The organism is Nostoc sp. JL31 (assembly GCF_017114965.1).
Taxonomy (GTDB): Bacteria; Cyanobacteriota; Cyanobacteriia; order Cyanobacteriales; family Nostocaceae; genus Nostoc; species Nostoc punctiforme_A.
On sequence record NZ_JABXKO010000008.1, the window covers coordinates 1 to 26,687 of the forward strand.

25 protein-coding genes and 1 pseudogene are annotated in these 26,687 nt (G+C 42.4%); 18 read left to right on the plus strand and 8 right to left on the minus strand.

All coding sequences use genetic code 11. The features are described from left to right. Positions 1–233: pseudogene (locus HWQ43_RS00185) on the minus strand (hypothetical protein); the annotation flags it as partial. A gap of 221 nt (positions 234–454) precedes the next feature. On the opposite strand from HWQ43_RS00185, the gene HWQ43_RS00190 reads away from it, so the two are divergent. The 5 genes from HWQ43_RS00190 (at position 455) to HWQ43_RS00210 (ending at position 7,621) form a co-directional block, all read left to right on the plus strand. After that, positions 455–664, plus strand: coding sequence for a hypothetical protein (locus HWQ43_RS00190; RefSeq protein WP_292728631.1), 210 nt, complete (start codon positions 455–457; stop codon positions 662–664). Between the two features lie 142 nt (positions 665–806). Next, positions 807–1,529, plus strand: a complete 723-nt coding sequence (locus HWQ43_RS00195; RefSeq protein ID WP_190884685.1) for a hypothetical protein — start codon at positions 807–809, stop codon at positions 1,527–1,529. Between the two features lie 266 nt (positions 1,530–1,795). Then, on the plus strand, positions 1,796–2,035 hold the full coding sequence (locus HWQ43_RS00200; protein ID WP_292728637.1) for a hypothetical protein: 240 nt from the start codon (positions 1,796–1,798) through the stop codon (positions 2,033–2,035). Then, positions 2,035–5,202 (plus strand): primase-like DNA-binding domain-containing protein, encoded by a 3,168-nt coding sequence (locus HWQ43_RS00205; RefSeq protein ID WP_292728639.1) that lies wholly within the window; start codon positions 2,035–2,037, stop codon positions 5,200–5,202. The genes HWQ43_RS00200 and HWQ43_RS00205 overlap by 1 nt, the downstream gene beginning before the upstream one ends. Positions 5,203–5,305: 103 nt before the next feature. After that, positions 5,306–7,621 (plus strand): DUF4157 domain-containing protein, encoded by a 2,316-nt coding sequence (locus HWQ43_RS00210; protein WP_292728640.1) that lies wholly within the window; start codon positions 5,306–5,308, stop codon positions 7,619–7,621. Positions 7,622–7,969: 348 nt separating this feature from the next. On the opposite strand, the gene mobV is transcribed toward HWQ43_RS00210, so the two are convergent. Further along, the gene (gene mobV, locus HWQ43_RS00215; RefSeq protein WP_292728643.1) at positions 7,970–9,772 is read right to left on the minus strand and encodes a MobV family relaxase; all 1,803 of its coding nucleotides are present in this window, start codon (positions 9,770–9,772) and stop codon (positions 7,970–7,972) included. Between the two features lie 409 nt (positions 9,773–10,181). Here mobV and HWQ43_RS00220 point away from each other — a divergent pair, with 409 nt between their 5' ends. From HWQ43_RS00220 to HWQ43_RS00245, 6 genes are all read left to right on the plus strand, one after another. Beyond that, a complete protein-coding gene (locus tag HWQ43_RS00220; protein WP_292728646.1) occupies positions 10,182–10,448 on the plus strand; it encodes a hypothetical protein in 267 nt (88 codons plus the stop codon). Positions 10,449–10,803: 355 nt separating this feature from the next. Beyond that, entirely contained in the window at positions 10,804–10,980 is a 177-nt protein-coding gene (locus tag HWQ43_RS00225; protein WP_292728649.1) for a hypothetical protein, read from the plus strand. Positions 10,981–11,719: 739 nt separating this feature from the next. After that, positions 11,720–12,037 carry a hypothetical protein gene (locus HWQ43_RS00230; RefSeq protein ID WP_292728652.1) on the plus strand — a complete coding sequence of 106 codons (318 nt, stop codon included), beginning with the start codon at positions 11,720–11,722 and terminating at the stop codon, positions 12,035–12,037. 196 nt (positions 12,038–12,233) lie between these two features. Then, entirely contained in the window at positions 12,234–12,896 is a 663-nt protein-coding gene (locus tag HWQ43_RS00235; protein ID WP_292728655.1) for a hypothetical protein, read from the plus strand. Between the two features lie 82 nt (positions 12,897–12,978). Next, positions 12,979–13,653 carry a hypothetical protein gene (locus HWQ43_RS00240; protein WP_292728658.1) on the plus strand — a complete coding sequence of 225 codons (675 nt, stop codon included), beginning with the start codon at positions 12,979–12,981 and terminating at the stop codon, positions 13,651–13,653. 405 nt (positions 13,654–14,058) lie between these two features. Continuing rightward, positions 14,059–14,532: a shikimate kinase gene (locus tag HWQ43_RS00245; protein ID WP_292728661.1), complete on the plus strand. Its 474-nt coding sequence runs from the start codon at positions 14,059–14,061 to the stop codon at positions 14,530–14,532. Positions 14,533–14,622: 90 nt separating this feature from the next. On the opposite strand, the gene HWQ43_RS00250 is transcribed toward HWQ43_RS00245, so the two are convergent. The 3 genes from HWQ43_RS00250 to HWQ43_RS00260 all read right to left on the minus strand — a co-directional run bounded on the left by HWQ43_RS00250 (position 14,623) and on the right by HWQ43_RS00260 (position 15,461). Beyond that, positions 14,623–14,745 (minus strand): hypothetical protein, encoded by a 123-nt coding sequence (locus HWQ43_RS00250; RefSeq protein WP_292728664.1) that lies wholly within the window; start codon positions 14,743–14,745, stop codon positions 14,623–14,625. Positions 14,746–14,833: 88 nt separating this feature from the next. Then, positions 14,834–15,022, minus strand: coding sequence for a 30S ribosomal protein S21 (gene rpsU, locus HWQ43_RS00255; protein WP_190917393.1), 189 nt, complete (start codon positions 15,020–15,022; stop codon positions 14,834–14,836). A 130-nt stretch (positions 15,023–15,152) separates the two neighbouring features. Next, positions 15,153–15,461, minus strand: coding sequence for an RNA-binding protein (locus HWQ43_RS00260; RefSeq protein WP_292728670.1), 309 nt, complete (start codon positions 15,459–15,461; stop codon positions 15,153–15,155). Between the two features lie 363 nt (positions 15,462–15,824). On the opposite strand from HWQ43_RS00260, the gene HWQ43_RS00265 reads away from it, so the two are divergent. From HWQ43_RS00265 to HWQ43_RS00280, 4 genes are read left to right on the plus strand one after another with little or no spacing between them, the layout of a single operon-like run. Continuing rightward, positions 15,825–16,418: a ParA family protein gene (locus HWQ43_RS00265; RefSeq protein WP_292728672.1), complete on the plus strand. Its 594-nt coding sequence runs from the start codon at positions 15,825–15,827 to the stop codon at positions 16,416–16,418. Then, complete coding sequence (locus HWQ43_RS00270) at positions 16,415–16,819, plus strand: hypothetical protein (protein ID WP_292728674.1); 405 nt, start codon at positions 16,415–16,417, stop codon at positions 16,817–16,819. Before HWQ43_RS00265 ends, HWQ43_RS00270 begins: the two co-directional genes overlap by 4 nt. 9 nt (positions 16,820–16,828) lie before the next feature. After that, positions 16,829–17,791 carry a XamI family restriction endonuclease gene (locus tag HWQ43_RS00275; protein ID WP_292728676.1) on the plus strand — a complete coding sequence of 321 codons (963 nt, stop codon included), beginning with the start codon at positions 16,829–16,831 and terminating at the stop codon, positions 17,789–17,791. Continuing rightward, positions 17,788–19,320, plus strand: coding sequence for an Eco57I restriction-modification methylase domain-containing protein (locus HWQ43_RS00280; protein ID WP_292728679.1), 1,533 nt, complete (start codon positions 17,788–17,790; stop codon positions 19,318–19,320). The genes HWQ43_RS00275 and HWQ43_RS00280 overlap by 4 nt, the downstream gene beginning before the upstream one ends. 35 nt (positions 19,321–19,355) lie before the next feature. On the opposite strand, the gene HWQ43_RS00285 is transcribed toward HWQ43_RS00280, so the two are convergent. From HWQ43_RS00285 to HWQ43_RS00295, 3 genes are all read right to left on the minus strand, one after another. Beyond that, positions 19,356–23,123: a hypothetical protein gene (locus HWQ43_RS00285; protein WP_292728682.1), complete on the minus strand. Its 3,768-nt coding sequence runs from the start codon at positions 23,121–23,123 to the stop codon at positions 19,356–19,358. Positions 23,124–23,176: 53 nt separating this feature from the next. Continuing rightward, entirely contained in the window at positions 23,177–23,425 is a 249-nt protein-coding gene (locus tag HWQ43_RS00290) for a hypothetical protein (RefSeq protein ID WP_292728685.1), read from the minus strand. Positions 23,426–23,604: 179 nt separating this feature from the next. Then, positions 23,605–24,597, minus strand: a complete 993-nt coding sequence (locus tag HWQ43_RS00295) for a tyrosine-type recombinase/integrase (RefSeq protein ID WP_292728688.1) — start codon at positions 24,595–24,597, stop codon at positions 23,605–23,607. A 760-nt stretch (positions 24,598–25,357) separates the two neighbouring features. Here HWQ43_RS00295 and HWQ43_RS00300 point away from each other — a divergent pair. The 3 genes from HWQ43_RS00300 to HWQ43_RS00310 all read left to right on the plus strand — a co-directional run bounded on the left by HWQ43_RS00300 (position 25,358) and on the right by HWQ43_RS00310 (position 26,579). Next, on the plus strand, positions 25,358–25,591 hold the full coding sequence (locus tag HWQ43_RS00300) for a hypothetical protein (RefSeq protein ID WP_292728690.1): 234 nt from the start codon (positions 25,358–25,360) through the stop codon (positions 25,589–25,591). A 59-nt stretch (positions 25,592–25,650) separates the two neighbouring features. After that, a complete protein-coding gene (locus HWQ43_RS00305) occupies positions 25,651–26,055 on the plus strand; it encodes a hypothetical protein (RefSeq protein WP_229557105.1) in 405 nt (134 codons plus the stop codon). A 209-nt stretch (positions 26,056–26,264) separates the two neighbouring features. Further along, complete coding sequence (locus HWQ43_RS00310) at positions 26,265–26,579, plus strand: hypothetical protein (RefSeq protein ID WP_228038648.1); 315 nt, start codon at positions 26,265–26,267, stop codon at positions 26,577–26,579. Positions 26,580–26,687 lie beyond the last annotated feature (108 nt).

Here is a 26,687-nt window from a genome sequence, read left to right on the forward strand (position 1 = left end):
CCTTCTACATATCGCAGCCATGCCCCATCTTTTGAGATGGTTTCGTGGTGCATGATGTTGCGGTTGCGAACTAGTGAGTATGCGGCAGGCATCATGATCGAAAAATCACCGATGATTGCCTTCCCATACCCTGCACCTGAGTCTTTTCCGGCGATCAGGTCAGTTAGCCCGGATTTGGCTAACAAGTCTGCTTGAACTAGCCAGTTTTTGGCATTGGAATATATAGCTGTCATGGTTCAGATAATTGTTAAAGTCTTGTTTTTTCTGGCTTGGCGTTGATTTTTAGTCAAATCACGATAAATCCAGATATCCAGTTAGAGGCAAGCCATAGCATCACTTTCTGGCTTCTATTGCCTTTGTTGGGTGACTGTTTTTGGCTGACAATCACATCATATCACATCATGATGTGATTGTAGATGATAAGATCGTATGTGATCGGACAAGAGAGCATATCATGATGTCAGGTGAGCAAACGAGTTCTGACTTAATGAGTAAAAAGTTAAATGCAATTATTCCAGATGAAACTTGGGAGGCGCTAGAGCAGATTGCTAATGAAGAGATGAGAACTAAAAGCCAAATGGCAGCTATTCTGCTTGGAGAAGCGATCGCAGCCAGACATACCAAAAAATCAAAATCTCAGAAGCTAGAAAAAACAGAGGAGTAAACGATAACACCCAACCAGAAAAACCTACTGTCAGCACTGGATAAAGAGTCTAATAAATGGCTATTGATTCAAAAATACAGTGCCAAGTATTAGTATCAGTAAAGAAAGTTGCTAATTTCACATTATTAATTTTGAGTTCGCCATGTTAGCCGTGAAAGACCCACAAAGCGATTTTCAACTCCCCCTGCATAACGAAGCAGCATTAAAGTGGATTAGGGAGACGAAAAATTACTACTCCACTGTTGCTCTAGCAGTTGGTGGTACTGCGCTGGTATCTGGCAGCTTCATTAATCCGGCTGCCTGGGCTGCTTTTGCATTGGCTTACAAACCGTTGGTGATCATTCAAAAACTTGCACGGTTGGAAAAATTAACCGACCTACTTTTACAAGAGTTTAAAAGCCAGGGGATAGAAATCTTTCCATTTCCGGGAGGAGAGAAAAACCCTATTGACTTGTTTATTAGATTTCCACGAACAACTCACCTGTTTATCTCCATTCGTTCGATAGGAGATAGGGAGGTAGTCTACAACGAAGCCAGGGAAGCTTTACAACTCAGAAAGAAGGATAAGAATGGTTTGACAACCTGGAAACCTTGTCCACTACTTGAGTTGGCTGATTACGAAAAGTGGCTTAACAAAAACAGAGACTTGTTCGCAATGTCTTCTCGTGAAGCTACAAAAACGCCAACAGCAAAAGTTTTAGCCCTATGGCCTCCTACTAGAGCGGCTTCAAATCTCAATGAACATTTATATTCATCCGTGGGAAGTATGAGAATTCTGGCTCTTAGGAGAAAAGGTACTATGTTTGTGATTCAAGAGGGGGAAGTAATCGAGTTTGTTAGGGCTTGGTTAGCCCAATACAAATAGGCTAAAAGTTGAAAACCCCTTCGTCCAGTGTGGACAACGGGGCTTTCAAAATTGATTCCATTGGAATTGGGGGATTGGGTGTCACGCCTAATTAATATCCCTAATAGTAATCTTATCAAACCTTTTGGAGTGTTAAGCAATTGTAACACTGGCTACACAAAAAACGGCAACCAGGAATTTTACCAGATTAAATTTCTGGAAGTTGTAGAAGATTACTTTCGGGATAGCTCCAATTCCTCCACTACACATACTGGAGGATTTGTAAAGTGTCACAAAAACAGCTATTTCATACCTCAGCTACCAACAAGCTGCTATTCGCAACTATTGGTAACGCTTGCCCCCACTGCGGTAAACCAGACTGGTGCTACTCAATAGAAGAATTTACAGTCTGCGATCGCGATCGCTTTCATCAGCCTAACTATGCACTGGCTCAACCGAAACAATCGCCAACTTATGTATTAAGCAATTGTCAAAAATTAAATAATGTTCAAGGAGGTATCGCGTAATGGTTGCACAATTCCCCAATCAACAGGCGTTCGCCTCCTTCGACATCCGAAATTTTCAAGATCAGCTCTCACCGTCCAAAGCTAAAAATAAGTTTATTTGTCCAGTTTGTGGCGGGAATGACTTATCTATTGTCCCAGAAACCGGGAAGTACAGATGCTTCAATAATTGTGAGTGTAAGGACATCAGAGAGGCGATCAAACCTTGGGCTGAAGTGGTGGCAGAAAGGGCAGGGGCTAATTACACTCCATCTCTAAACCAAAATGCTGCCAAATCCAAGAGAATCTTGCCCAAACCAGCACCAATTCCAGATGGTGAATTAGGTTTGGTGATGTTGACCTCTACTGTAACAGATATACCCCAACCGAAAAAATTAACGAGTAGACCACCAAAAGATGTTGAGGGCAATGCCACCGAAACAATTTATCCTTACTCAGAGTCGCAATGGGTGGTTCGCTACCAGTGGCCAGATGCCAATAAGGAGAAAGGTTACAACAAGACCTTTCGGCAATGGCATAGGCGACTTGATGGCACACCCCAAATGAAAAAAGGCGATTTGCCTTGGGGAGCATATCGCATTGATGAAGCTTTAGCCGCCGCTAAATCAGTAAATGTAACCCCGGCACTACTCCAGCATGAAGGCGAGGGATGCGTAGAAGTTGGTCGGGAGCATGGTCTTGCTGGGATTACGTTTCAGGGCAGTGGATGGGATAAAAAGACTATCACGCCTTCGTATCAACGCGCAATTGAAGCAGGCATAGGATTAATCGTTTTTCTGCATGACCCCGATGACACTGGCTTGAAAAAACTCCAGACGTGTTCTGAATGTGCTGCTGAAGTAGGAATTGCATTTATTGGAATTAGCCCCAATAGCATCTGCCCCGATTTACCATATAAATCGAGCGACATTAAAGAAATTTTGGGGCAAATGGAAGTACCAGAGTTTATCCGCAAGCTAGAAGAGGAGATCCACGCAGCTGTGGCGCAGCGATCGCTTGAGTTGGCAGAATCTGAAACTATTGAAAAAGAAGTTACGGAAAAATCTAATTTCAGTATAGATATTGACCCAGCAGACCCGGAGGCATTCTACAAATCCGTCTGCCAATCCATGAATTTACCCTACTCTAACTGCGTAACGGCGGGTACTTTTGATGGCTGGGCTTACCGAAAAATCTTTCCTCAAACAGAATGGATGGTACTAAATTCATCCTTTTACAAGTGGTCACAAGAGAATAACCAATGGCAACACCAAGATGATAATAAAGCTTACAAGCTCCTCGCAGACGCTGGAGAATCTGCTTACAAGCTCTCTTACACAAAGACTTTTGGCTGGAGAATAACCAAACCTTACGAAACTAACGCACACAAGGAATCTGCCTTTAAATATTGCCGCAGTCGGTTAGAACCAGCAGAACCACTGCCAACCAATACTCATTTATTAGGGTTTAACAATTGTGTCGTTGATTTGCGAACTGGTGAACAAATGCCTCATCGCAAAGATTTTTACCTCACTAATATTATTCCCCACGATTACGAAGCCAACAAACCATGCCCAGAAGTTTTTCTCAAATTTCTAAATGAAAGCTTTGGGTCAGAATTGGTTGAAGTGATTCGGGCGTTCACGAGTATGTTTTTAGACCCAACTGCCCCCTATGGTCGGTTTCCCCACTTAATTGGCTTAAGTGGTGGGGGCAAGGGGACGCTAGGACGGTTTTGGAGTAGTTTATTTGGCGAATCCGGCTCTAGTAGCGCTTCACACTTTGCGGATATTTCTACACCTGAAGGACGGCATCAATATTTAAGTTCCAAGCGGATATTTGGATTCCCTGACGTAGGAGGTTATGCCGAAGGAGTCCGAGCTTTTTACGAATTAGTTGACAATGGGCCAATGAGCGGACGCGCTTTATTCAATCCAGTAGCTTATTCAATTCAGTGGTACATTCGGTTTTGGGTTGCCTCTGTAAGTCATCTACAAATCGAAAATGCTGGCGACGGCTGGATGCGTCGAGCTTACCCAATTCCAGTAAAAAACCGAGATGTAACCCCTGACCCAGACTTGTGGCTGAAGCTACAAGAGGTGAAGTCCGACATAATTTCTTGGGCTTTAGCAATGCCACGAGCAGAACGCGATCGCATTTTGTTATCGCCTCCCTCTTCTGATCGGGCGAAGAATCTGGCGCTAGAGGCATCTTTGTACGGGGACTCTACCAAATCCTTTGTAGACTTGTGCTTACGCCCCTCAACGACCGAAACATTTATCCCACAAAGTCGTTTACACAGTTGGTATGTACTTTACTGCCGGGAACATGGTTATGCTCCTTTGGGGATGTCCAAATTTATTAGCCATTTAAAAACAGTCTTGCCCCAAAACTTCAAGGAACGTAGCTGGACACCCACGGTCAACGGAAAGCGTGAAAGAATTCAGTCCCACTTTGCATTCATTGAACCACTGGCTGGGGTATTTGAGATGAAAGTACCGGAGGGGCCACCGGATAGCTCACAATCCAGGGCGGAATTTTGGTATTGCTTTAAAGATAAATGCCTTGAAGGGGGAATAGAAGAATTCGAGGAGTTTTTTCACCCCACCAAAACGCCAGAACCCTTACACAGCAGGGCTGTCCACCCTGTCCACCCACTAAATACCCCTCGATTTGACCCTGGACAGGCTGAAACCCTTACACAGCAGGGCTGTCCACCCTGTCCAATTGTCCTCCCCCAAGAATTAGCATTGCAAAAAAAAGATGAGGAAAATAATGAAAGTGAAGTTAATCAATTCGTTGATGTAATTGATAACCCTTCAGTCCCCCTAGACTTGGTGGACAACGTGGACAGCCTTACTGTGACTGGGTTTGAGCCTGTCCAACAAGTTAATCTTGCCGAAAACTCCTTGGACAGCCTGGACACCCCTGCTGTAGCTGGGTTTTCTCCTCGACAAGATGGTGAATTGATAAATACACGAGAAAGCGAATTATCTCGCCCGGAATTGAAAGTTGGGGATAAAGTTGAGTTTTTCAACGACAGTGTTCGCAAGTGGCAAGTCGGAATCATTAAGAGCGTTCAACTAATGGATACATATTTTTGTAGCGCAACAATTGACTATCGAGGCTTTAAAGGTAAAGTCTGTAAATTAGAAATCTTTAGGAGTGATTGGATAAAACTTCTGCATTAGGGCGTTAAATCAAAAAGAAATTTCTTGCCACAAAATATTCGAGATTTTCCTGACATCAGAGATATATGTCAGGTTGACTGCAAATCATGAACTCGTAAAAACAATGCACAAGACAAAATCGCCAAAGACCCACTCATCCATCTATTCCAATTCCGCCGCTCCAAACTCGTACCCTCAATTAGCACATAGACCATTTGGTAGCCAGATCCAAAAAGCATCAGTTGCACTCAAGACACAAACCGATGTAAATAATGATACTTTTGAACAGCAGCAAATGGAGGCAACTGGACTTGAAACACAAGCGAAGTATGGCTCGATTACGCCCGAAGGACAGGAGCGCCTAACTGTCTTACAAGCCAAGATGGACGGATTATTGAATTCTCGATTGTCACACGCAACCCGATTTGGTCATAATATTGCCAATATCCCACTGAGAAGACCAGATACACCAACACCTATTCAGCCAAAGCTGACAATTGGTGAACCTGGGGATAAGTATGAGCAGGAAGCAGATGATACTGCGCGTCAGGTCGTGCAACGGATTCATCAACCGCAGAGTGAGAAACTTCAACGAGAGTCTCTGCCTGAAGAAGATGAATTGCAAATGAAACCAGAGAGCAATATACAGCGAGAGTCACTGCCAGAGGAAGACGAATTACAAATGAAACCGGATGGTAGTATACAACGCGAGTCATTACCTGACGAAGAAGATGAATTGCAAATGAAATCAGAGGGCAGTATACAGGGTGTCTCAGAGGGAGGTATGGCTGCATCACCTGATTTGGAAACGTCAATCCAACAGGCGCGGGGTGGTGGACAACCACTGACAGATAGTGTTAAATCACCGATGGAGCAGGCATTTGGGGCAGATTTCAGTGGAGTGAAGGTTCACACAGATACTCAAGCTGACCAGTTGAATCAATCGATACAGGCGAAGGCTTTTACGACGGGACAGGATGTGTTTTTTCGGCAGGGAGCGTATGAGCCGGGTAGCCGTGGGGGGCAGGAGTTGTTGGCGCATGAGTTGACCCATGTGGTGCATCAGGGTGGGAGGGGTGTGAGGCGAGCGCAGTTGCCAGCAACAGGGCAAGCAGAGCTGACATCGCCAAAAGCAGATGATCGTGGGAATTTGGAAAAAGGGGGGTTAAATTTCTCATACATCCAACCGATTATTCAGAGGGCTATTTCTTTGCATCAGATAGAGGATGCTGATAACAAGAATCCCCAAGGGGCAAATCCTGTTCTAATTCGCAAAACTTGGATCAAAGGTCTTGTGCGACAGGAACTCACCAGAATTATGCAAGTATTACCGAACCAAACGCTTCAGCAAGTTTTGATAAACCTAGAGCAGAGCAATTTTACTGCCTCCTCGCTTGTTAATTATGAACTTCTTCCTTACTTCAATGGTATTGACTATACTAATTCTCTGACAAAGGAACATATCCTGACGATCAATGGATTCCTGAATCCTTTGGAACAGGAAATGGGAATGCAGAAAGTTGCACCTAAAGAAATCGCTAATATGTTAGTTGGTAATGAATTTACCTTTACTAATCCCTCTTTGGAAAGCTTGAAGTCTAAAGATAAGGACGAGTTACACAAAAAAATGATCAACCCTTACAACACAATAGCTCAGGACTGGAAGAATGCTATGAGCCAGCATGGAATAACTCCAGACCAAGAGTCTACACTGGATAAGATGTTGCATTTGACTTATAAGTTTAAATCTACAGAACATGGATTGGATTGGGAATATAAGGTTACCCCAGATCAAAAATGTGTAGAAATCATTACGGGAAAAGCTAAGGCAGGGGACTTATATAGTGGACATGTAGGAAATCTAATAGATGATTATATATTTGGTATCGCTAATTCGATAGGATTACAAGCGCACAGTACCATTGGTGGCGGTCATATTAACATTGATGAGAAAACTGCTTTTGGCTCTTATCAAGAAAATGAGCAAGAGAATGCAAAAATAGCTGCAAAAGTTTTAGCCAACTTTATACAAGAATTTTATAAAGATTCCGCTTATTGGGAATCCATTGACCCAGATACTGCTAACTCAGCTTTTCCAAAAGACCTTAAAGACACATCGGGTAAAGGTAAGAGCACCAAAACAAAACAAACTGATTTTGAAGAACTGATTAAGAAGTTTAATCAGGAAGGCTGGGACGTAGAAAAACTAGCAGACGAACTGATGGATAAAGTATTCGATCAAAACCTTGTAAACGCGAGTAAAAGAGAGTCACCACACTACCAAGCGTTGAATGTTGAACATTTAGGTAATAAAACAACAGGCGATACCCGTCGATTAGAGGTTCGCCGAGTACCAGCCCAGCCTAATCGACAAGCCTTGATTGAGCAACTAGACCGTATTGCTACATTATTGAAAAGCTCTAAAACAGCGATTCAGTAATCAGGATGAAGTAGCAGGCTGCTCAGTACTGTGAGTAAAAATTTTAGCAAGGACATGAAAATTATTATTTTTAAGACTTGGGTCAGCGTTGGATGTTTCTGTTGAGCGGTCGGCGTGAGATGTACAAAGCGCACTGTTACCCCACTTTAATTTTTTCAGTCGCATGATGGCGTAACCGCCATGAGCCGGATGCGTTGCAAGGCGCAAGTCCGGTTCTGAGGGGGCGGGATTATAGCGATATAGTCCTGCTACCCGACCACGGTGATGCCCTTGGTAACAGCAACTCTTGCATTATGCCAATATAAAGCCTGAATTCTCGTTGTACCGACTACATGAAGTCAGGCTCCCTTAAAGACTCAATTCATCATCCTGCTCCTGCTGTTGCTGATGCTGTTGCCTTAACTGCTGCCCATAATCGAGTAGCTGCTGATTCCAATCATTAGCTTTGCATTTGAGCCGCTTGGACTGTGGCAGTAGTTCCTTAACAACTCGTGCAGCTGCATTACCAGAATCATCCGAGTCAAATGCCACTTGTACATTAGGAATATTCTGCAATTGCTCTACTGGTAAGCTTTTGGGATTATCTACCGCCATATACAAAGTTCTATTGGGTGGCACGTCGCCTCTAAGCTGATATTCCAATATGGCAAAAGAAACGGCATCGATGGGCGATTTCAAAAGCACCACTTTCTCTACAGGTGAAGTTGGCTGTCCGCCTAAGCGGAAGTGAAACCAGCCCTCACGTCGCTTAGTCCCTTTCTCGTAACCTTTGAAAGTGTTGTTTTCGCCCCGTGTCCCCCGCAGGAATGCTCCTATTGCCTGGGGTTCTTCTAATAGATTCCGCATGACGAACACAGCGTTTTGCTGGTCATCAGCATAAACTAACCCCCTCTTATGCAGAAGTTCCACAAAATTTTCAGGTATTCCCCGTTTCTGGGTCAGGTAGTTGTGAACTGCTTGCCACTTTGCTTTATCCTCAACGGGTGGCTTAAACGGGGTTCGCGGTTCTAACTGGATAATCTCAGCAGCCACTTGACGAGTTTTTGCGATCGCTGCCCGTTCTGCCCCCGACTCACCAAAGCGCTCATGCAACCAGACGACTGCCTGCCGCAGATTGCAGTTGTTAACGTGCATCACCAAATCAATCGCACCGCCGCCATCTTTCTGTTGTTCGGGGGCGAAGTCGTAGAATTTGGGCCCATCTATATTAATGATGTGTCCGTGACCCTTCCATTTTCCAAGATCATGGTGTAGCCCCAACTCCCAGGCGACATCCTCCAGGGGCAAGTCGCGCAGTTGATTGGTCTGAGATTCTAACGATCGCACCCGTTTTTCTAATTGCTGTCGCTCCTTCTCGCTATCCCTCGCCCGTTGTTCTGCCCTCTCCAATCGCTGTTCCATGAACTTTCGGTCAGCCAGTTGGTGATTAATCGCTTGGAACTGGTCATCTGACTGAATCCTGGCAACGTAACTCCTAGCTGATTCAAATGGTGTGGGTGCTAATTGGTTATTTGTAATGACTGCGGTGAGTGGTTCACTGTTAACCGCTTGGTAATATTCCTTTACTTTGGTGTGGGTTGCCTTGCTGCCCTTGACTCCTCGTTCAATGCCCAAAGGAGCAAGTGCAGCAGCATAACTATCTTGGAGTTTGGATAACTTAATCCTTCCCTGTCCACCTCTACCGCCAAACATCGCGTCATGACTGACTCTCCCAGTTTTTTCATTCAGTGGCACGATGTAAGCGTGGATGTGTGGGGTACTTTCATCTAGGTGAAGCTCTGCCCTGACGCACTTTGACCCATAGTTTTGAGCCAGCCAGTCACGAGATGCGATCGCCCATTGCTGCATCAGTGAATCAGACCACTGCCCCGACAGAGATGGATCAACGGGACGGAAATATTCAGGTGATGCCGAGAGAAACATTTCCGTGCATAACACTGCATCATGTCGAGGGCGATGCTTAAGGGTAGAGATTTTTTCTTTAACTATCTCTTCGAGTGCGCGTTCGTCTTCTCCCCCAATCAACCGGAGATTCTCTCTAGTTGGATCTGCGTTGGGTGTTTCTCTATTCCTGGTAACATGGTCATCACTCCCGGCAACGTTGCCGAATGTTTTTAGTTTCTCAATTCTGAGAATCGTTAGTGGCGACATAAAAAAATTATGCTACAAATGCAGTACTTTGTAGTACTCAAAAACCCCTTCGGGCGAACGGCGGTTTCATGTCACGAGCGCAGCGAGAGATGGCGCAGCCACCCGCAGGGCATGAAACCATAGTGAGTATGGTATCACTTATACAAAACCCTGAAATCCACTTTTGGGGGAGAAATCGCGCTTACTGCCTGGTGCGAAAATACGCCCAAAAGCACCTTTAGGGGGTATAACGACAGTCGTTTGACAGTCATCGGGTTTTTGGACAATGACTGTCAAACGACAGTCGTTTGGTACACTAAAGGGGTATTTAGGGGTAGTTTACAGCGCATTTTGACAGTCATCGAAATTTGGTATCAATCAACACGATGGCTTACTCATAATCCCCTATAATTCGGTAGGAATACAGGACATGGAGCAACCTGATTTAGAAGTGCTTTCGATTAAGCGTAGTCACGACAGTAGCGATGGCCAGTTGCTGCAATTTTTACGAGAGCGAGAGCGTAAAATGTCGGGCAGAGGTTTAACTAAAATTGTTTTGAGTACTTTGAGAATGTGCTGGGGGCCATTTGTCATGAAGCGTATTGGTACTGACAGCGACACTCTTAAGACTGCTGTGATTTACTCTATCTCACAGTTAGAATTACAGATTCGCTTGCTCAAGCAATTACTCGATTGAGCAGTTTTTTGAAGCATAGTTGCAACACAAGTGTATTATGCGTTCTCAATAATTTTGAAGTTATTGAGAATGAATCCAGCGCTCAAAATTTGCTGTAAGTCATATTCAGTAAGCATTACGCCAGAATTTTTCGATAAATGTCTTATGCTCAACTGGTAGTAGTAGGGCTACTGTATAGCTACCAGTTGGGGAATCATCAAATTTTCAAAAACTCGCTTTTTTACTGCTCAACTGGTAGCTGTGTGTCACCAGTTGAGCTACCCAACAGCTACCAGTTGGGCAAGGTATTTAGAACTACTATTTCAATACTGACAAACTACATAAAACCTGTGTAATAAGTGATGTTTACGTTGTCTTGTCACAGCCAGCGTTGCCTGCACCAGTTGTAACTGTCAATGCCCCAAGCTACAAGAGTAATGTTTTATCCGAGCCTGAGCTTGAGGGGGAAGCGGCTGATTCAATCAGACCTGCTTCAATAGTTCAAGGTCAGGCTTCGTCTCAAGAATTGGATGCGATTTTTGGAGGAGATTGAGCGAAGAATATTTGAACGATAAGCCGCCGCAGTTGTAGCTGTTAACTGTTAGGCGGCTTCTGTCGTGCTTATGTAGTTTGTTGGTAGTCTTTTTTGATGGCTGTTGCTTCGGCTTCTGCTTTTCATTTTTGGTTGTCAAAAACTTTCCGCCAAATATGGCGTACTGTGCGTCAAAAAAAGATGGATTACAGAGCTTATGCACTCTAAAGCGTGTTTAAAACTCGTTGGCAAATATGGGGATAAATCGGGTGACTTTTGGGATTTATTGGGAATTATTGAGCTAATGAGAATTTGGTGACTGGAAGATGTTGAAGAGGTAAAAAAATCAGGGATGAATTTGAATTTGCGTTCTCTAGGATTGGGATATATTGAGTTTAATTGGTGAGAATTGGTGAGAATTGGTGAAAATCGAGAATTTGGGCGATTTTCGGTGTCATGCACAAAACAGCAAAATAAAAGCACAATTGTAATCTTTCACAAGATTTATTTACAAAAGCTGAAAGCATTACGGTATAGGCGTTTTCGCCTTTTCGGAATAATTCTTAACAAGGGGTCAAAAACGGGGTAAATTTTTGTAGATTTAATGTTGAATCTTGGTTCTCTTGCCAGGGGAATGCTCAAGGCTTACTTCGTTAGATATCAAAGAGATTAACCGTAGTTCCCGCAGGTTGCGTCAACCTAATCCAAGATAAAATCAGGAGCGGGAAAAATGAAATTGATGATGAGCCAGGGGTAAGGTATGGAAGTCAAAAGCGAAGTGACAATAAAATTTAGCGGCTCACTACCAACAGCCACACCAACAGAAAATAAAAAAGTTGCAATCGAGTTGACCGATCAGAACGGTATAGTTTTCACTGCTCAAGTTAATGCCAAAAGCTGGCGAAAGGCTGAAACTAGCGCCTCGGAATTCGCAGACTGGGCTGGGGCTGTATCGGGCAAGCTTGGTGTGCGAACGGAGAACGGGTTTGAGATCGTTGACGCAGGAATTCAGCTTTTTGAAAAGAAGGCGAAGGAGGTAAAACCAGATGTAGCGGCGGCTGAAGCTGGCGCAAGTTAATAGATGTGTCGAAAGCATTCATGTTCAATGAAAGGAAGAGCGTGGATGCTAAGGCATTTGTTCATCTTTGGGTATAAGCTCCCATTAAAGATACTTAAGGCTTTTGGAGTAGATTGAAAGAAGAATATCTTAGTGAGAGCCGCAGTTTACAATCATAAAAGCAATTCAAAAAATTACAGATTTTAACTTTGTCCGCATGACAATTACGAACGATACACAGCAGTTATTAGTTAATAATCACCAGATCAGACCGACAGAGCCACTAGAATCTCGTGCAATTGGTCGGCTCTGGGGGAAGTATGTTCCAAGTAGTGAGCTTATTTATCAAGGGCAACTAATAACTGCTGACGGTGTAATGCTTGAGACAAACCTTGCTAAGAGAGCATCGAAATTAGTTCAACAATCTCAACTTGATTTATCACTTGATTACCTGTGGACTGTTTACCCCAGAACACCATTCAAAGATTCTCCGACCCTACTTCGTGTGACTTTGATAAATGTTCGCAACGAAAAAGAATATACCGACTCAGTAAAAAGCGAATTGCAGTTAGTAGCTGATAACTTTTCTGTACAAGGATTAGTTGTATATCAAGACTTAGCACAAGGGATAGTAGAAGTTAAAATTCACCAAAAACCTCAGAGAGACTTTGAGCCACCCAAAGATTTCCAACTAAGACTAATCGGATTTTTACCATCAAATTCGATTAAGGAATTCTGGAATTTTAATGTGCGACGTGTCGGGACTAGCTTAGTAATTCAATCAGGGGAGTGCATTAAATTACAAGAGCGTGAGCAATCTCCAACTTCAGATATATCAACCAACACGCCTGAATATACTACTGAGTTAACTGAAAGCTAAACCGACAGAAAACTGTAATCATTCCCTTCTTAATTACTGATTTAATCAACGTTTCAGAGTGCATTGCTGCCAAAAATTTATTATGCCTAAACGTAAATCCCCCAAGACGAATAGTTCACCATTACCATCAGATGCCGCGCCAAATAAATCTGCCATTTTGCGTGTCGTCAAGCAAAAATCTACTGCCACTGACGATAATAACTCTGCACAATCTGAATCAGCATCAATTAGCGTACCAACAGAAAATCAGCCAGTTGAGCCGGAATTAGAAGTAAATAATAACCAGAGTCAAAGCACTGAAGTATCTTTATTAAACAGTAGCTCTGCCCTGAGTTATGACGCTGTGCCTCAAACAATAGAAGCAGAGAATGAACAGTTAGCTTTACCGATAACTCTCGAAGCCGCAGCAGTTAATTCATCATCATCAACTGCTTTGATTGAAAATACCTCTGCTGAACATGAGCAATCAGAGATAGAAACAGAGCAACCGCAATTAAGGAATAAACCAGCTTATAAAAAATTAGAGACAGCAACTAATAGTTCAGGACAGACTTTTACTGTAAAAGAAAAGATTGAAGTAAGTACGGGTAACTTTGGTATACAAAAGGTTTTTATTATATCATTGTATCAAGCCTCAGATGCAAGTATTTGGGCTTATTATCATCCTGTAGATAAAACTACTAGACAGCTATGGAAGCGGGGGTGCTGTCGGATTGAGGATTTGAAAAAGCTTTCAACGGGAGTAAGTACTAGCTAACGGGGTAAATAGGGAACTAATTGATAAGTTGTTATGAAGCGATTTTGAAGAGTCGGTAATCACCGAAGACATCCACCGACAGTTCATTCTACGATGGGCATATATACAGAAATCCTTATAGCGAACTCTCATTATTCTATTGTGTCCTTTTAGGCACATCAACCACATCAATCGCCCCCATATTCTGGGGGTATTTTTATGGCGGTAGTGGATCTTGCGAGGTAACAATCAAATGAGCGTGGCTCACTACCATCTGAGGTAGTGTTAGGCGTAAGCTGTAGACATCAATGAATCTAGAAGGCTTTGAGGCATCGATTACACGTTTGACTAAAAAAGCGGAATTAATAATTTTAGCTGTTTGAAAATTGAGAAATAACTCTGCTGCACCTTAATTAAATCACCACAATGCATCGAATTTTAATATTTGGCAATTCCGGTTCTGGAAAAAGCACTCTTGCAAATAAACTTGGTAAAGACTTCAGGATTCCAATTCTTGATCTCGATACTATCGTTTGGGAACCAAACCAAATTGCCATCCGGCGGACTCAAAAGGATTCAGCAAAGGATCTACAAGACTTTATAGAAAATAATATTTCTTGGATAATTGAAGGCTGCTACAGTACGCTAATCAAAGCTGCTATCCAATTCTCAACTGAAATTTATTTCCTAAATCCCGGCATTAGTAAGTGTCTTGAAAATAACCGCAATCGACCTTGGGAGCCGCACAAATTCAAATCAACCGAGGAGCAGGCACAAACATTCGAGTTTCTACAGAATTGGATTCAACAATATGAAGAACGCTCAGATGAATTTGGTTATTCATCCCATCGTTCAATATTTAATCAATACAATGGCAGAAAACATGAAATTACCGCATAACCCAATCATCTCAAATTACGGGGACATCACAATGAATCGAGAAGAGTTTGAGGCTCTGATTCAACGTTTTAGCCCTTATCTGTAGCGCAACTATATATTGATATGACGAATGGCGATCGCCGCAGTGAGCCGCGACGGGAGCAAGAACAGTGCGAGACAATGGTGACTGTAATCCTTTATAGATAAAGCTTTGAAGTCAGTAAGAACTACCATTGCTTAATTTTTGCTTATTGCTGCTAAATTCCATAAAGAAAACCCTCATAGTGTTTATGAGGGCATACCGCTATATCTATGTCAGTTCTCAATTGCGGAAACTTCTTTTACTCTGCCTGTGCTTGGCAATTTCTTTACGCTTGCGTTTTTCAATAGGCGTTTCAAAGTGACGATGCTTCCTCATATCTGGAAAAATCCCAGCCTTGGAAACTTCTCGCTTAAATCGGCGTAAGGCTGACTCAATGTGTTCATTGTCACCCACTATTATTTGGGTCATTATCTCTCCTGCTAAATTGACTTACTTAATGGCTGATAGTGGTAAGCCGCCCAGTTAACTAAAGTGTAAAAAAGGCAGACTCTTTGTCTAAAGAGAAAATTCGCTCTCTCTTTCTTTCCGGTTTCAAAGCTTAGTAGCGGTTACGTCCACCGCCCCCATCGTATCCCCCCCGATTACCACCAGACGAACCTCTGTCTTCTCTGGGCTTGGCTTTGTTAACTTTCAGGTTACGACCCATCCACTCAGCACCATCAAGACCCTCAATGGCAGCTGCTTCTTCTGCATCTGTTCCCATTTCTACAAAACCAAAACCGCGTGCTTGTCCTGTTTCACGGTCAGTAGGTAGTTGAACACGCTTTACAGTACCATATTCAGCAAAAACACCCTTAATATCATCTTCCTTAACTTCGTAAGAAAGGTTGCCTACATAAATTGACATTGATTATCTCCAAAAATATTCGTGTGTAGAGATTTAAATTTTGGAGAAAAGTCTGTAGATACCAAAAGGGGAAAGCCTGTCAATACTAACAACAAAAATACTCACTCCTTTAACTCTCGTTTTCTAGCATGACATAGAAGCCAATTCTCTGCATCCAGTAAAAGGTTAATAGATGGTTAACCAGTAATGTGATGAGGTTGCGATCGCATCTTTGAGTCGTGAAATAATGGTGGTAAGATGTGCTGCTTTTATTTTGAATTGGCGAAATTTTGTATTTTTGCCAAGCTAACATTCTAGAAATGAAGAAATACAAATTTTCGCCATTTTAAGAGTAAACTAGCAGCATTTACTGGAGTACACAGAGTGATAATCACCCTTGCTAGTTTCAAGGGGGGCGTAGCTAAGACGACTTGCGCCATCCATATTGCTTGCTTTCTATCTCAGCATGGCAGCACCTTGTTGGTTGATGGCGACCCAAACCACAGTGCTACAGGATGGGCAAAGCGAGGAGCATTACCTTTTAAAGTTGTAGATTTACTACAAGCTCCTATGCACAGCCGTAATTTTGACCATGTGGTTATTGACACAGCAGCTAGGCCAAGCCACGAAGATTTAGAAGCACTCGCTGATGGGTGTAATTTATTAATCTTGCCTACTACCCCTGATGCTTTAGCGATGGATGCACTGTTGCAGACTGTAGGCGCACTTAAATCATTAGGCAGCGATCGCTATCGTGTGTTGCTCACAATCATTCCCCCAGCCCCCCGCTTAACCGGACAGCAAGCACGGGACGCATTGGAGGCAGAGGGAATACCACTATTTCAACATGGGATTAAACGATTTGCTGTTTATGAAAAAGCGGCACTGGAGGGGCTGCCAGTTTATCAAGTTAAAGACCGCAGCAGCAAAATAGCATGGCGAGAGTATCAAGAGGTGGGTAAGGAGATATTGTCATGAGCAACCCTAAACCTAGCCCTTTTAAAAAGTTATTTGAAACCAAAGAGGAAGCACAAATTGAGCCAGAACTTCCGACTGAGCCAACCACAGAGAGTAACGTGACACAAACTTCAACACCACCTACACCAGCACCAACTCCTTCTGAAAAGAGCAAACGTGGCAGACCTGCAACTGGAAAACGGTCTGATGATGCTTGGATTGGGCGCACCTATTATGTGAAACGCTCAACAGATTTAGATGTAGAGGAAGAGTTACTTAAACTCAAAAGGCGTGGCGTAGAGATTGATAAAAGCGAATTGGTAGATTTTCTCATGTCCGTCTGGGTGAAATGGCAGCAAGGTGAAAATATAGATTTACTAATTGACGAATTTACGCCAAGGCGAAATTATAAATCAGATTGAGGTGATATAGTGCCAGTAAATGCTGATAAACCGCACCTGTGGAAACAAGATATTGCCCAGTCGGTAGACTTTTACAACAGTTGGTTCATGCAATTTGCTCCCAGAGCTTACCGGGATACTCGCATTGCTACAACGCAACAAGTTGAATCGGCACTGGTTTGGACAGCCAATCTGACTAACATCATGCCTACCGTGTTACACCAACATCCATCGGTTCTTCCTATACTGCGGATGGCAACAGCACCACCGATTGCCCGCGATCGCCTTATCGGATTAGCTGGGGTGTCGCCCAACCTGATAAAAAATATGGAAGTTGATCAGCGCATCCCACCAAAGATGAACAGTACAATGCTAGATGCGGAACTGGAAAAAATCGCTCAAGTACTTGCACGACTAATTGATAAAGACATCTTCCCTTGGTTGGATACAATGCTAGAACCGACTGATACACAAATCCACAGAGCGGCAACAATTGTTGCAGACCGATTTTGTGGTGCGCTGGCTGATCCAATAATTCGCAACGCTCAAGAGCAGAGACAGCTTGCGACAATCAGACAACACTTGGAGGAGCGGGGCTACACTTACGTAAGGGGAGGAGCCGGATTGAGATTTGAGACAATGCAGCTAGGGACTTTCTCATTTCGACTCAATATTCCAGTGAACTTGCAGTCTGGCAGTAAACAGGTCAATATCCCCATTGACGCTGTGATTATGCCCCTCCAGTCTACACTTGGTGATTTACCTCTACTGATTGAAGCTAAATCAGCTGGAGATTTTACCAATCCCAACAAACGACGCAAAGAGGAAGCCGTTAAAATCGCTCAATTAAGGAGTAACTACGGTAATCAAGTTCGTTTTGTCCTGTTCCTTTGCGGTTATTTTGATAGCGGCTACTTGGGCTATGAAGCTGCTGAAGGAATTGACTGGTTGTGGGAACATCGCATCGACGACCTAGCATTATTTGGAATATGAATATAACGAAAGCTACAGAACAAACCAGGGCGTTGCGTCAATTACAACTAGATGAAGCCAAAACCCAAATCGAGCGTAACAAACTCGGACAGTTTGCCACACCAACAGATTTGGCATACGACATTTTGAAATATGCATTTGAGTTATTTCCTACTAATCTCAAAATCCGTTTTCTTGACCCAGCTTTTGGCACAGGTTCTTTCTACTCGGCATTATTACAGGTATTTCCTATATCACAAATTGCAGAAGCAGTAGGTTACGAAATTGATGCACACTACGGTTTGGAGGCGATTTCGCTTTGGCGTGACACACCACTAAAGTTGAATATTACTGACTTTACCCAAGCAACACTACCAAACTCTGATTATAAAAAAGCTAACTTACTCATTTGCAATCCACCTTATGTACGACATCATCATTTGAGCCGAGTTGAAAAGCAGCGATTACAAAGTAAAACTATTCAGATAACAGGAATAAAACTCAGCAAATTAGCTAGCCTTTACTGCCATTTTTTGAGTATTTCGGATGCATGGATGGCTGAGAATTGCTTGGCTGGTTGGCTAATACCCAGTGGATTTATGGACGTAAATTACGGGCAGCAAGTTAAGGAGTATCTGTTAAATCAGGTTACATTGCTGCGCGTTCATCGGTTTCATCCAAATGATGTCCAATTTGAAGATGCATTAGTATCTAGTGCCGTTGTTTGGTTTAAGAATGCTTTGCCACCAGCTAACCATCATGTTGAGTTCAGCTATGGCGGTAGTCTGACAGAACCTGACGAAAGTCAGCATATTTCTGTAGAGGTGTTATGCGATCAAACCAAATGGATAAAGATTGGAAATGTCTCAAATAAAACAAGTTCAAATTTTCAGCAATTTCAGCTAAAAGATTTATTTACTATCAAACGAGGGCTAGCTACCGGAGCTAATAATTTCTTTGTTCTCACAAAGGAGCAAGTTACTGCGTATCAAATTCCAACAGAGTTCTTCAAGCCGATTCTACCTAGTCCCCGCTATTTATTAGTTGATGAAATTGAAGCTGATAACGTGGGTAATCCCATTTTGTCACAGCAGCTATTTTTGCTGGACTGCCATTTGCCTTTATCTGAGGTGAAAGCAAAGTATCCGATGCTTTGGCAATATCTCCAGATCGGAGTAGAGAATGGAATTAGCGATCGCTATTTGTGCGGACATCGCTCTCCCTGGTATTCACAGGAGAATCGTTCACCCTCCCCATTCCTCTGTACCTATATGGGTCGTCAAGATACCAAAAGAGGCAGACCCTTCCGCTTCATTCTCAATCACTCCCAAGCAACAGCTACTAATGTTTACTTGATGTTGTATCCCAAACCTATCTTGGATAAAGCACTTTCACAAAACCCGGAAAAAATAAAGCAAGTGTGGCAGGCTTTGAATGAGATTTCTGATGAAATGCTGATGGGTGAGGGTCGTGTGTATGGGGGTGGATTGTATAAGCTGGAGCCAAAGGAATTGGGTAACGCCATTGTCTCGATTCCATTATCTTTTTAAGGTAAGAAAAACAATAAAAGTTGGCGCTTCGCAAACTATTGCAACAGATTCTTAGACAGTTCCACTAATGAAACCACAGGAATTGCTGATGCCCAAAGGTGCGGTGTGGCTAACTCATAGTCTGTTACGATTAGCGGCTCAACTTTCCAGTCTGCTGTTGGTTCTAACCTTAACCACGTCAAAACTTCCTGTAAATGACTGCACACCCAATTTATTCGCTCTTGATGATGCTGAACAGCAGACTTTTCTTTTCCACTGCCTTTAAGTAACTCAGTTAGTTCATTCGCCATTTCATGAGGTGCGCGGGCAAGCGCAAAGTTTTTGCACTCAATTACTATTAAACATTTCCTGCGAGAATCAGCAGCCAAAACGTCAATATCCCCTAAAATGCCTTTTTCTCCTTTTATTTTAAGGTTGCCAATTTTCTTAACACGCCGCTCGACAATCAATGCTATATTTTGCTCCAGTAAATCTGCTACTTGGTCATTAAATTCCTCACCTTCTATATTCCTCAATTCACCCATGACTTGCTTCATCTGTTTGCTTGTTGCTTTAAGTCGCCCATTCAGGCAAAGGTAAACAAGATACTGACTTACAGCATTTAGATGACGAATTCCCCAAAGAATCTCTACCTCGCCATTGCGCTTACGGTGTAAAAAGGGGCGACGCAGATAAGAAAGTGGACGGTTAAACTTCCACGGAAAAACATCTGCTGGCTTATACGGTGAGTCTGGCTTAAGAAAATCAGAACGTGGTTTTAGCGATAGCAGTTCAAGGGCTTGACTAACTCGTTCTGGTGTCCAACCTAGTTGATTAGCTAGACGCACAATTAATTCTCTCAAGGGAAGACAGGCTACACTTGGATGAATATCTCTACCGATATCCATAGCTGCACCAAAAAACTCCAGTAGCTCCGTAATTGAATAACCAAATTCAATCGTGGCAGCAGCATCAAATTGAGCTACAAGGGCTGATTTTTCAGTGGCAGTTTTTGGTTTTCTCCAATAATGCCCAAACCTGCGTGTAGCTCGGACAATTTCGCCCCCTGTAAAAATAGACATATAAGCATCTCGTGCTTTTTCGTACTGATCTCTGTCTGTTCCCAATCTTCCAGACAGGAGCATTTCTAGTTTTAAATCAGCTAATGAAAAGTTAATGAGGTCACTTTCAAATCCAAAAGTAACGATTTCGGATGCCAGAGCTTGGAGGCGGTCATAGGCACTTAAACTGAATGGTCTTATACCATCTGGTGGTCGAGTAGCAACGTACTCAATAATAAAGCGGCTTGCTAATGCTGCTTTTTGCCGTTCTGGAAACTCCTTGTTTAATTTCTCTACCATTTCTGATTCAAAGCTAAAACAAGCCAGCCGCGTTGGGATAGTTAAGCGATGATGTTCAGTTTCATACACAATTGCTTCGTGATAAGCAATTAGATATTCCAAAAGCCCTTTCGGGTCGAGTGATGCTACAAGTTTTTCCAGTTCTTGGTAGAAAAAACCGACAGTTTCCTGTAAGACTTCTGTTCGCTTATCATCAGGAATTGCACCTTCCTTGAGGTTTTTAACTGAACTTAAATAATTACCAAGCTCGTCCAAAAGTTCATCTTCATCCGCTGCTTGTACTTTTCGATATGGCAACAGCCCAGCGTTATCAAGTTCAGGGTTAGTATCAAGACTCAAAAAGAAAATTTTCTTTTTAATGCCTAGTGGAGCATGGTTATCAATAATTTGAGAAATAATTTGATTGGACAATTTTTCACGTTCTTCCTCAAATATTAGCTCTCTAAATCCAACTAAAATGCGCTGCATCATTCGCCTTTCGCCATTATTATCCTTGCTTTCAAGCAGTGCTGATATAGCTGATGATATAGTTACATCCAGAATTCCACCTGCTGAATCTGTTTTTAGCTCAACTAGCATTTCATCTGATATTTCTTGTGGTTCTGTAATGTGTTCCCAAGCCTTATCTTTCGGTAAAAATAGTCGAATGATTATTACACTATATTCTGGAGCAAGAGATTGTATAATTGGACTAAGTGAGGGTGTAAATTGCCATAACCAGTAGGCAATAGTTTCTACAAATTCACTATATAAACCGCGTAAATTTTGTTGATTTTCGTCCTCTAACTCAGAGCCGATAATCCAAATTGGTAAGGCTAATCCCTCAACAACTAAAGCTGGCAGTTGAGGTACTCTACTTAAAATACTTTTCGGAAAATAGATGGGAATCTCGCGTGTACTAAATCGAGATGTAACTTCTTTTAAAGAATTAGATTTATATGAAGTTACTGCATGAAAATCACGTTGACGTAGTACTTTCTGACGTAAAGCTCCTGCTCCATCTGGAGCGAACGCAATGAGATTGGGGCGATTATTATCAGATGCGTAGAAGGTGTAACCATTGTCTTTATAAAAAGAGAATTTGTCTAGTTCACTGAAAGACTTAACTTCTGCCTGTTGTTTTAGTCGCCAAGATGCCCCAGCGTACTTCCATAGAACAAGAGAATTACCACCCTCTAAAAGAGTGATTGTCTCCAAGTCCCCTGCTGATAAACCTATCAGAAGTAATGGCTCGATTTCTGGTGGCTTGTTGAAACCAAGCATCTGCGAACGCCCTACACCTTGAATTATTAGTAGGAACAAGACTTCATTGACACCTGGCAAGTTGGTACAAACGTAGTCGTATATCTCTTTGACTCGCGTTTCTAGTTTCACACCTATATCATCTAAATGCCAGCACCCAAAAGGTTCTTGAGGATTATACTCTGCTAAAGAGTCAGGAACTAGAGCTACGTAAGCTGCTTTGTCTGTATCGAACCCGAAAAAGGCATCAAAGAAGTAAGGGATATCAGGGGGATTAGGTCTTGGAACTGAAGTAATACGATTATTTATATATCCCAATGACTCTATTACTGTGTTCTTTACAGCAGCACTATAACGCTCGACAAGTTCATCTTTTACTCCATATTCAATCGCAAGGCGAATTAACTCATTCCGTGCCACAGTTAACAGCATACTTGGAGATGCAACAATATATCTGTCGCCAGTTTGAACAATTGGACGTGCTAAAAGTTCACCATTATTAATTTGGTAGTTATCAATTAAAAGATTACCTAATGGCAATATTAAATTTTCTATTGAAAAAAAATACACGCCATGCCTAGCGAATAAATCAATTAACTCTGACCTGTTGAAAGATACAGCTTGTTTCAACTTCGTCAAGTGTTCATAATTTGGGATAAAAACATTGTCTCTTGGCGCTGAGATTGGTTTGACTCCTCTTTCAAGTCCAGCGCGTTTGGCAATCTCATTACTCAAAGCTAAAACTGCTAAGAGAATATCATGAGCCTCTGTTTGAAATTGCTGACTTGGAAATAGTTCAGGTTTTAGAAAAATTGCCTTAGCAAGATGTCGCAAAATAAAAGTAGGCTCCTCGGCGATTCCGGGGAATACAATGTAGGAGCCGCCATGAAATGTGAAAGCTTCAGTAAAAGGATTATTAAACGGGTCTTCCATCCAAACTATTTGCTCTATACCTGGTGAATCGCACTTGCAAATTTTTTCAATTTGCTTAAGATTAACCTTTGGTTTAGAGCCAAAGCCTTTGCTATTTATTGAAGCAACTACGTGAGCGAGAAATTCAAGACGGACGCTTCTATCAGCATTTTCTGGCATTAACTGCAATCCTGCAACAACTGTTAGTAAGTCGGCAGGGTCAAATGCAGAGAGTGTCTTAACAAGCTTAGTCAGAGGATGTTGCTTACTTTTATTTAGTTGTTGTAGGTTTACCGAATCTTTGGTCATTAAGTATTAATAATTACTAAATAGAGCAGGATGTTTTTCCGCTAATAAAGTCATTAATCGCTAATTACGAACTCTTCAATTTGTTGCCTAAGCGATGGTGTTAGAATCATTAGCCCTCTAACAATTTCTTCAAGAGTAGCCGTGCCATTGATTACCTTTGGTACAATCGCCATAACTTCTAGAGCCAGATTTGTTGGAATTCCCTTTGCTTCTAACCGCTTCAATTCCAAAAGGTCAATACCGGCTGCCAATCCATCCAAATACTCTTCTACACTTACTCCTAAGTTTTGAATCGACAACATGAGTATAATTTCCTGTTTTTTTGTTCGACCTCTTAGGTATCAAAGCCTATCAGGAACGTTTACCAAGTCGCTACACAGGTGATGATCGTAAAAGTTGAAAATCATTTTATCCTTAAAAATCCCCACAATTTGCAAATTAACAATATCTAAATCCAGCTATTCAATATTTTAAGTTTTTTCTAGATAAGTTCTGATATTGAATCGCTCATCTGCTTTTGCAAGCGCTGGCGGTTATCATCATATTTCAACACCGTCTGCACCTGGGCGTGTCTGCTGAAACGCTGGGTAGCGCGGTAGTTACCATTATTGAGATCCAATACTGTAGTAATCGCACTGTGGCGGACACGATGCGGTGACATCTTCTTAGTAATTCCAGCTTGCTTACATAGCCCATCCACCAATCGCCTGATTGCCTCCCCTGTTAGTCTTGCTCCATTTTTGTGATAGGCCAGCACTGTAAAAAGCGGGTTATCACCACGTTTTTTCTTACTCGCTTTAATCCAACTGGCGATTGCGTCGGTGGTTCTGTCCGATAGGTCAAGAACTTCCTTCTGGCTACCCTTGCCTTTACCCAGGATTGCAAGAGTTTTTTCCAAGGCGTTGAAGTCATGCACATTTAGATTGACTATCTCCTGACGACGCAAGCCATTATCCCAAAGTAACCGCATAATGGCATAATCGCGCTTGCCCTTAAGGGTACTGCGGTCAACTAAAGCTATGACTAGGGCATAGTCCTCGGCTGGAATGCCCATAGTGTCACGGTAGGTTTCAACCTTTTCACCTTTGACATCATCTAGGGAGAAATTGCAGACACCCAGCCGTCGCCCCATCTCAACCATTGACTTGATAGCACTAAGGCGACGATTCACCGTAGCTTCTGCTAGTTTTTTCTTAATCAGGTGCGCTTTGTACTTCAAAACCACAGCAACGGCGTGACGCTGTTCTAGGTGCAGAAACTCTAGAACTAAGTCGCGGCTGGGTTCTTTTTTAACGACAAATAAGAAGAAATCTTTCAGGTCTTTCTGGTATTCGCGCTTGGTGTTGGGCGATCGCTTATCCCCAATCAGCTGCTGAATCACATCGGGGTCATTTTCTAAAGAAAAGTCCTCTCCGATCGCCAAAGAGAGCGAGTTTTCTAGAACACTCAGATTTTCAGGGTGGATCTGTGTCATTGGTTAGTCAGCAGCACAGGGGCAGCGTCAGTTTAACGCTATTTCAACATCTTAGTTGTTAAGAGCGTGTTTATTACTGCCAGTGGTGCGAAAAGGTCTATTGTCGCACTATTTTGCAACAAGGGGGGGAGTGGGGAATGGGCGAGTTATTGTCAGTTGATTGACATTGATTGAGGGTGATGAAGAGAAATTAAATTAGATGGCAGTGTAAGGGCTGACGATTTGACTAAGTAATAATGCTGCTTTTGGTCTGGAGATTGCGGTTTTGCCCTAAGCGAAATCAGGAGAGTCCCGTCTAGGGGGTGAAGCGATGCCACCGTAGATGGGCGGTTACGCCATCGCTCTTTGTGGAGCATTGATATCACGATTGATATCATTCCTTCCCGGATAAGGAAAATGTCACCGCACAGGGTAAGGCTAAAGGCTCCCGAAGGCGGCGCTTGATGTCACTGATGGGAATATCCGAAAGGTGCAGAAATTGAGCCTAAATGCTGACCCGCGCACGTTGATGATTTCTGATGACAATCGGAATAAAGACCTGTGGGAGATGTCGGAGTTATTAACGGGTATGCTCAATAAGGATAAATAAAAATTCATAATATTATTGAATAACTGGTAATTAAATCTGTTTGATAAGATATTTTTACGGAACTTGTCAAGTTACCTATAAAACGAAACTCAGTCTAGATAATTCTCAAGGTTAGTAGGATGAAATCAGATGCATTAGAGCTAATCTGTAACGAAAAGGAAAAATTGAATAATGGATGAAGAATTTTTTGAATTAGAAAAAAAAGCTTCTTTGATTGGGGCATCCCTTCGGCAAGTGGATATTGAAGCGGGCGGGGCCGATATTTACTGGCTAATTATGCCTGATGGCGAAAAAATCGTATGTACTGAGCTTTCCCAAGTATCCTATAATCTTTCGCACTGGCAATGTGACAAAAAAGGAAATTTTGTAGAGATTATCGTTGCGTCAAAGAGCAACACAAGCTGATGTGGCAATCAATACGGTTCGCAAAGTGAAAGCACTATTGGAGAAGAAATATGCTTGTCATGAATAATGATTTTATTGACCAGCTACGTGCGGAATTACATGTTTGGGATAATTCTCCAACGGAGTGTGATGGGCATAGTAAAGTTCTCTCTACTCTTTTATTTAATAAGGGTATTGAACATATAATTTGGTGCGGTTCATTCCAATGGATTGGGCATGGTCAAGTGTCACCGCATTATTGGATTGAGTTGCCGAGTGGGAACCTAACAATTGATTATCGAGCCAGAATGTGGTGTCGTGTTATGGAAAATCCACAATTAGTTGATGTAGAAGTTCCGCACAGTATATTTAATCCAAAAAATTGGAATCAGGTTGAATACACCAAGATACAAAAACTTATTCCAGAAGAATTCGGCGTACCTCTAGAAGACTGGTTGTTTAAAATCTTAACTGTATCTATTTAAGGGCTTTGGATGGTGATGCTTGATATTTAAACTAAATTGTTTAGTTTGCGCTTGGTGACAGCTTCGCCAGCGACCTACAATACTAAAAGAAGCTTGGCTATTAGGTTGAACCAGAGAAAGAGCTGCTGTGTGGCGGCTGGTATCTTTTTTCAAGGCTTGCGCCTAAGCTGTCATATCAAAACCAAAAGATTATTTAATCGTTGTCAATCATGCGTTATTACAAACTCGTAGGACATACACCTGTTGCTGTTAATTCATTGTCAGAATGGCAAGATTATTTACACTCAGCACAAGATTCAGCAAAACATCTAGTTGCCGAGACTACAGTTGGCTCTTCCAAAATTTCAACTACTTTTTCTGGGTTTGATCTAACTTTTGGAGACCCCCCCTTACTTTTTGAAACAATGGTTTTGGGCGGGCCTCATCATGGAAGAATGCAGCGTTATTCTACTTGGTCAGAAGCACGCTTCGGTCATGATGATACGGTTATACAAGTGATGACTACCTCGCCACCGAGTGAATAGTGATGAACCGGAGGGAGTTGAAAGTATTATTTAATATAAGTGGTTTCGCGGTTACGTAAAAAGGGGGCGGTAGTCAGTGGCTCTTAAGGCGATTGATGCCTTTATCAG

Excerpts from the sequence above, each read along its gene's own strand:
- HWQ43_RS00230 (WP_292728652.1), top strand. The coding sequence starts at position 11,720 with ATGGAAGTCAAAAGCGAAGTGACAATAAAATTTAGCGGCTCACTACCA.
- HWQ43_RS00280 (WP_292728679.1), top strand. The coding sequence starts at position 17,788 with ATGAATATAACGAAAGCTACAGAACAAACCAGGGCGTTGCGTCAATTA.
- HWQ43_RS00210 (WP_292728640.1), top strand. The coding sequence starts at position 5,306 with ATGCACAAGACAAAATCGCCAAAGACCCACTCATCCATCTATTCCAAT.
- HWQ43_RS00290 (WP_292728685.1), bottom strand. The coding sequence starts at position 23,425 with ATGTTGTCGATTCAAAACTTAGGAGTAAGTGTAGAAGAGTATTTGGAT.
- HWQ43_RS00260 (WP_292728670.1), bottom strand. The coding sequence starts at position 15,461 with ATGTCAATTTATGTAGGCAACCTTTCTTACGAAGTTAAGGAAGATGAT.
- HWQ43_RS00205 (WP_292728639.1), top strand. The coding sequence starts at position 2,035 with ATGGTTGCACAATTCCCCAATCAACAGGCGTTCGCCTCCTTCGACATC.
- HWQ43_RS00235 (WP_292728655.1), top strand. The coding sequence starts at position 12,234 with ATGACAATTACGAACGATACACAGCAGTTATTAGTTAATAATCACCAG.
- HWQ43_RS00300 (WP_292728690.1), top strand. The coding sequence starts at position 25,358 with ATGGATGAAGAATTTTTTGAATTAGAAAAAAAAGCTTCTTTGATTGGG.
- HWQ43_RS00250 (WP_292728664.1), bottom strand. The coding sequence starts at position 14,745 with ATGGTAGTTCTTACTGACTTCAAAGCTTTATCTATAAAGGATTACAGT.
- HWQ43_RS00270 (WP_292728674.1), top strand. The coding sequence starts at position 16,415 with ATGAGCAACCCTAAACCTAGCCCTTTTAAAAAGTTATTTGAAACCAAA.
- HWQ43_RS00245 (WP_292728661.1), top strand. The coding sequence starts at position 14,059 with ATGCATCGAATTTTAATATTTGGCAATTCCGGTTCTGGAAAAAGCACT.
- rpsU (WP_190917393.1), bottom strand. The coding sequence starts at position 15,022 with ATGACCCAAATAATAGTGGGTGACAATGAACACATTGAGTCAGCCTTA.
- HWQ43_RS00305 (WP_229557105.1), top strand. The coding sequence starts at position 25,651 with ATGAATAATGATTTTATTGACCAGCTACGTGCGGAATTACATGTTTGG.
- HWQ43_RS00285 (WP_292728682.1), bottom strand. The coding sequence starts at position 23,123 with ATGACCAAAGATTCGGTAAACCTACAACAACTAAATAAAAGTAAGCAA.
- HWQ43_RS00195 (WP_190884685.1), top strand. The coding sequence starts at position 807 with ATGTTAGCCGTGAAAGACCCACAAAGCGATTTTCAACTCCCCCTGCAT.
- HWQ43_RS00295 (WP_292728688.1), bottom strand. The coding sequence starts at position 24,597 with ATGACACAGATCCACCCTGAAAATCTGAGTGTTCTAGAAAACTCGCTC.
- HWQ43_RS00310 (WP_228038648.1), top strand. The coding sequence starts at position 26,265 with ATGCGTTATTACAAACTCGTAGGACATACACCTGTTGCTGTTAATTCA.
- HWQ43_RS00240 (WP_292728658.1), top strand. The coding sequence starts at position 12,979 with ATGCCTAAACGTAAATCCCCCAAGACGAATAGTTCACCATTACCATCA.
- mobV (WP_292728643.1), bottom strand. The coding sequence starts at position 9,772 with ATGTCGCCACTAACGATTCTCAGAATTGAGAAACTAAAAACATTCGGC.
- HWQ43_RS00220 (WP_292728646.1), top strand. The coding sequence starts at position 10,182 with ATGGAGCAACCTGATTTAGAAGTGCTTTCGATTAAGCGTAGTCACGAC.
- HWQ43_RS00190 (WP_292728631.1), top strand. The coding sequence starts at position 455 with ATGATGTCAGGTGAGCAAACGAGTTCTGACTTAATGAGTAAAAAGTTA.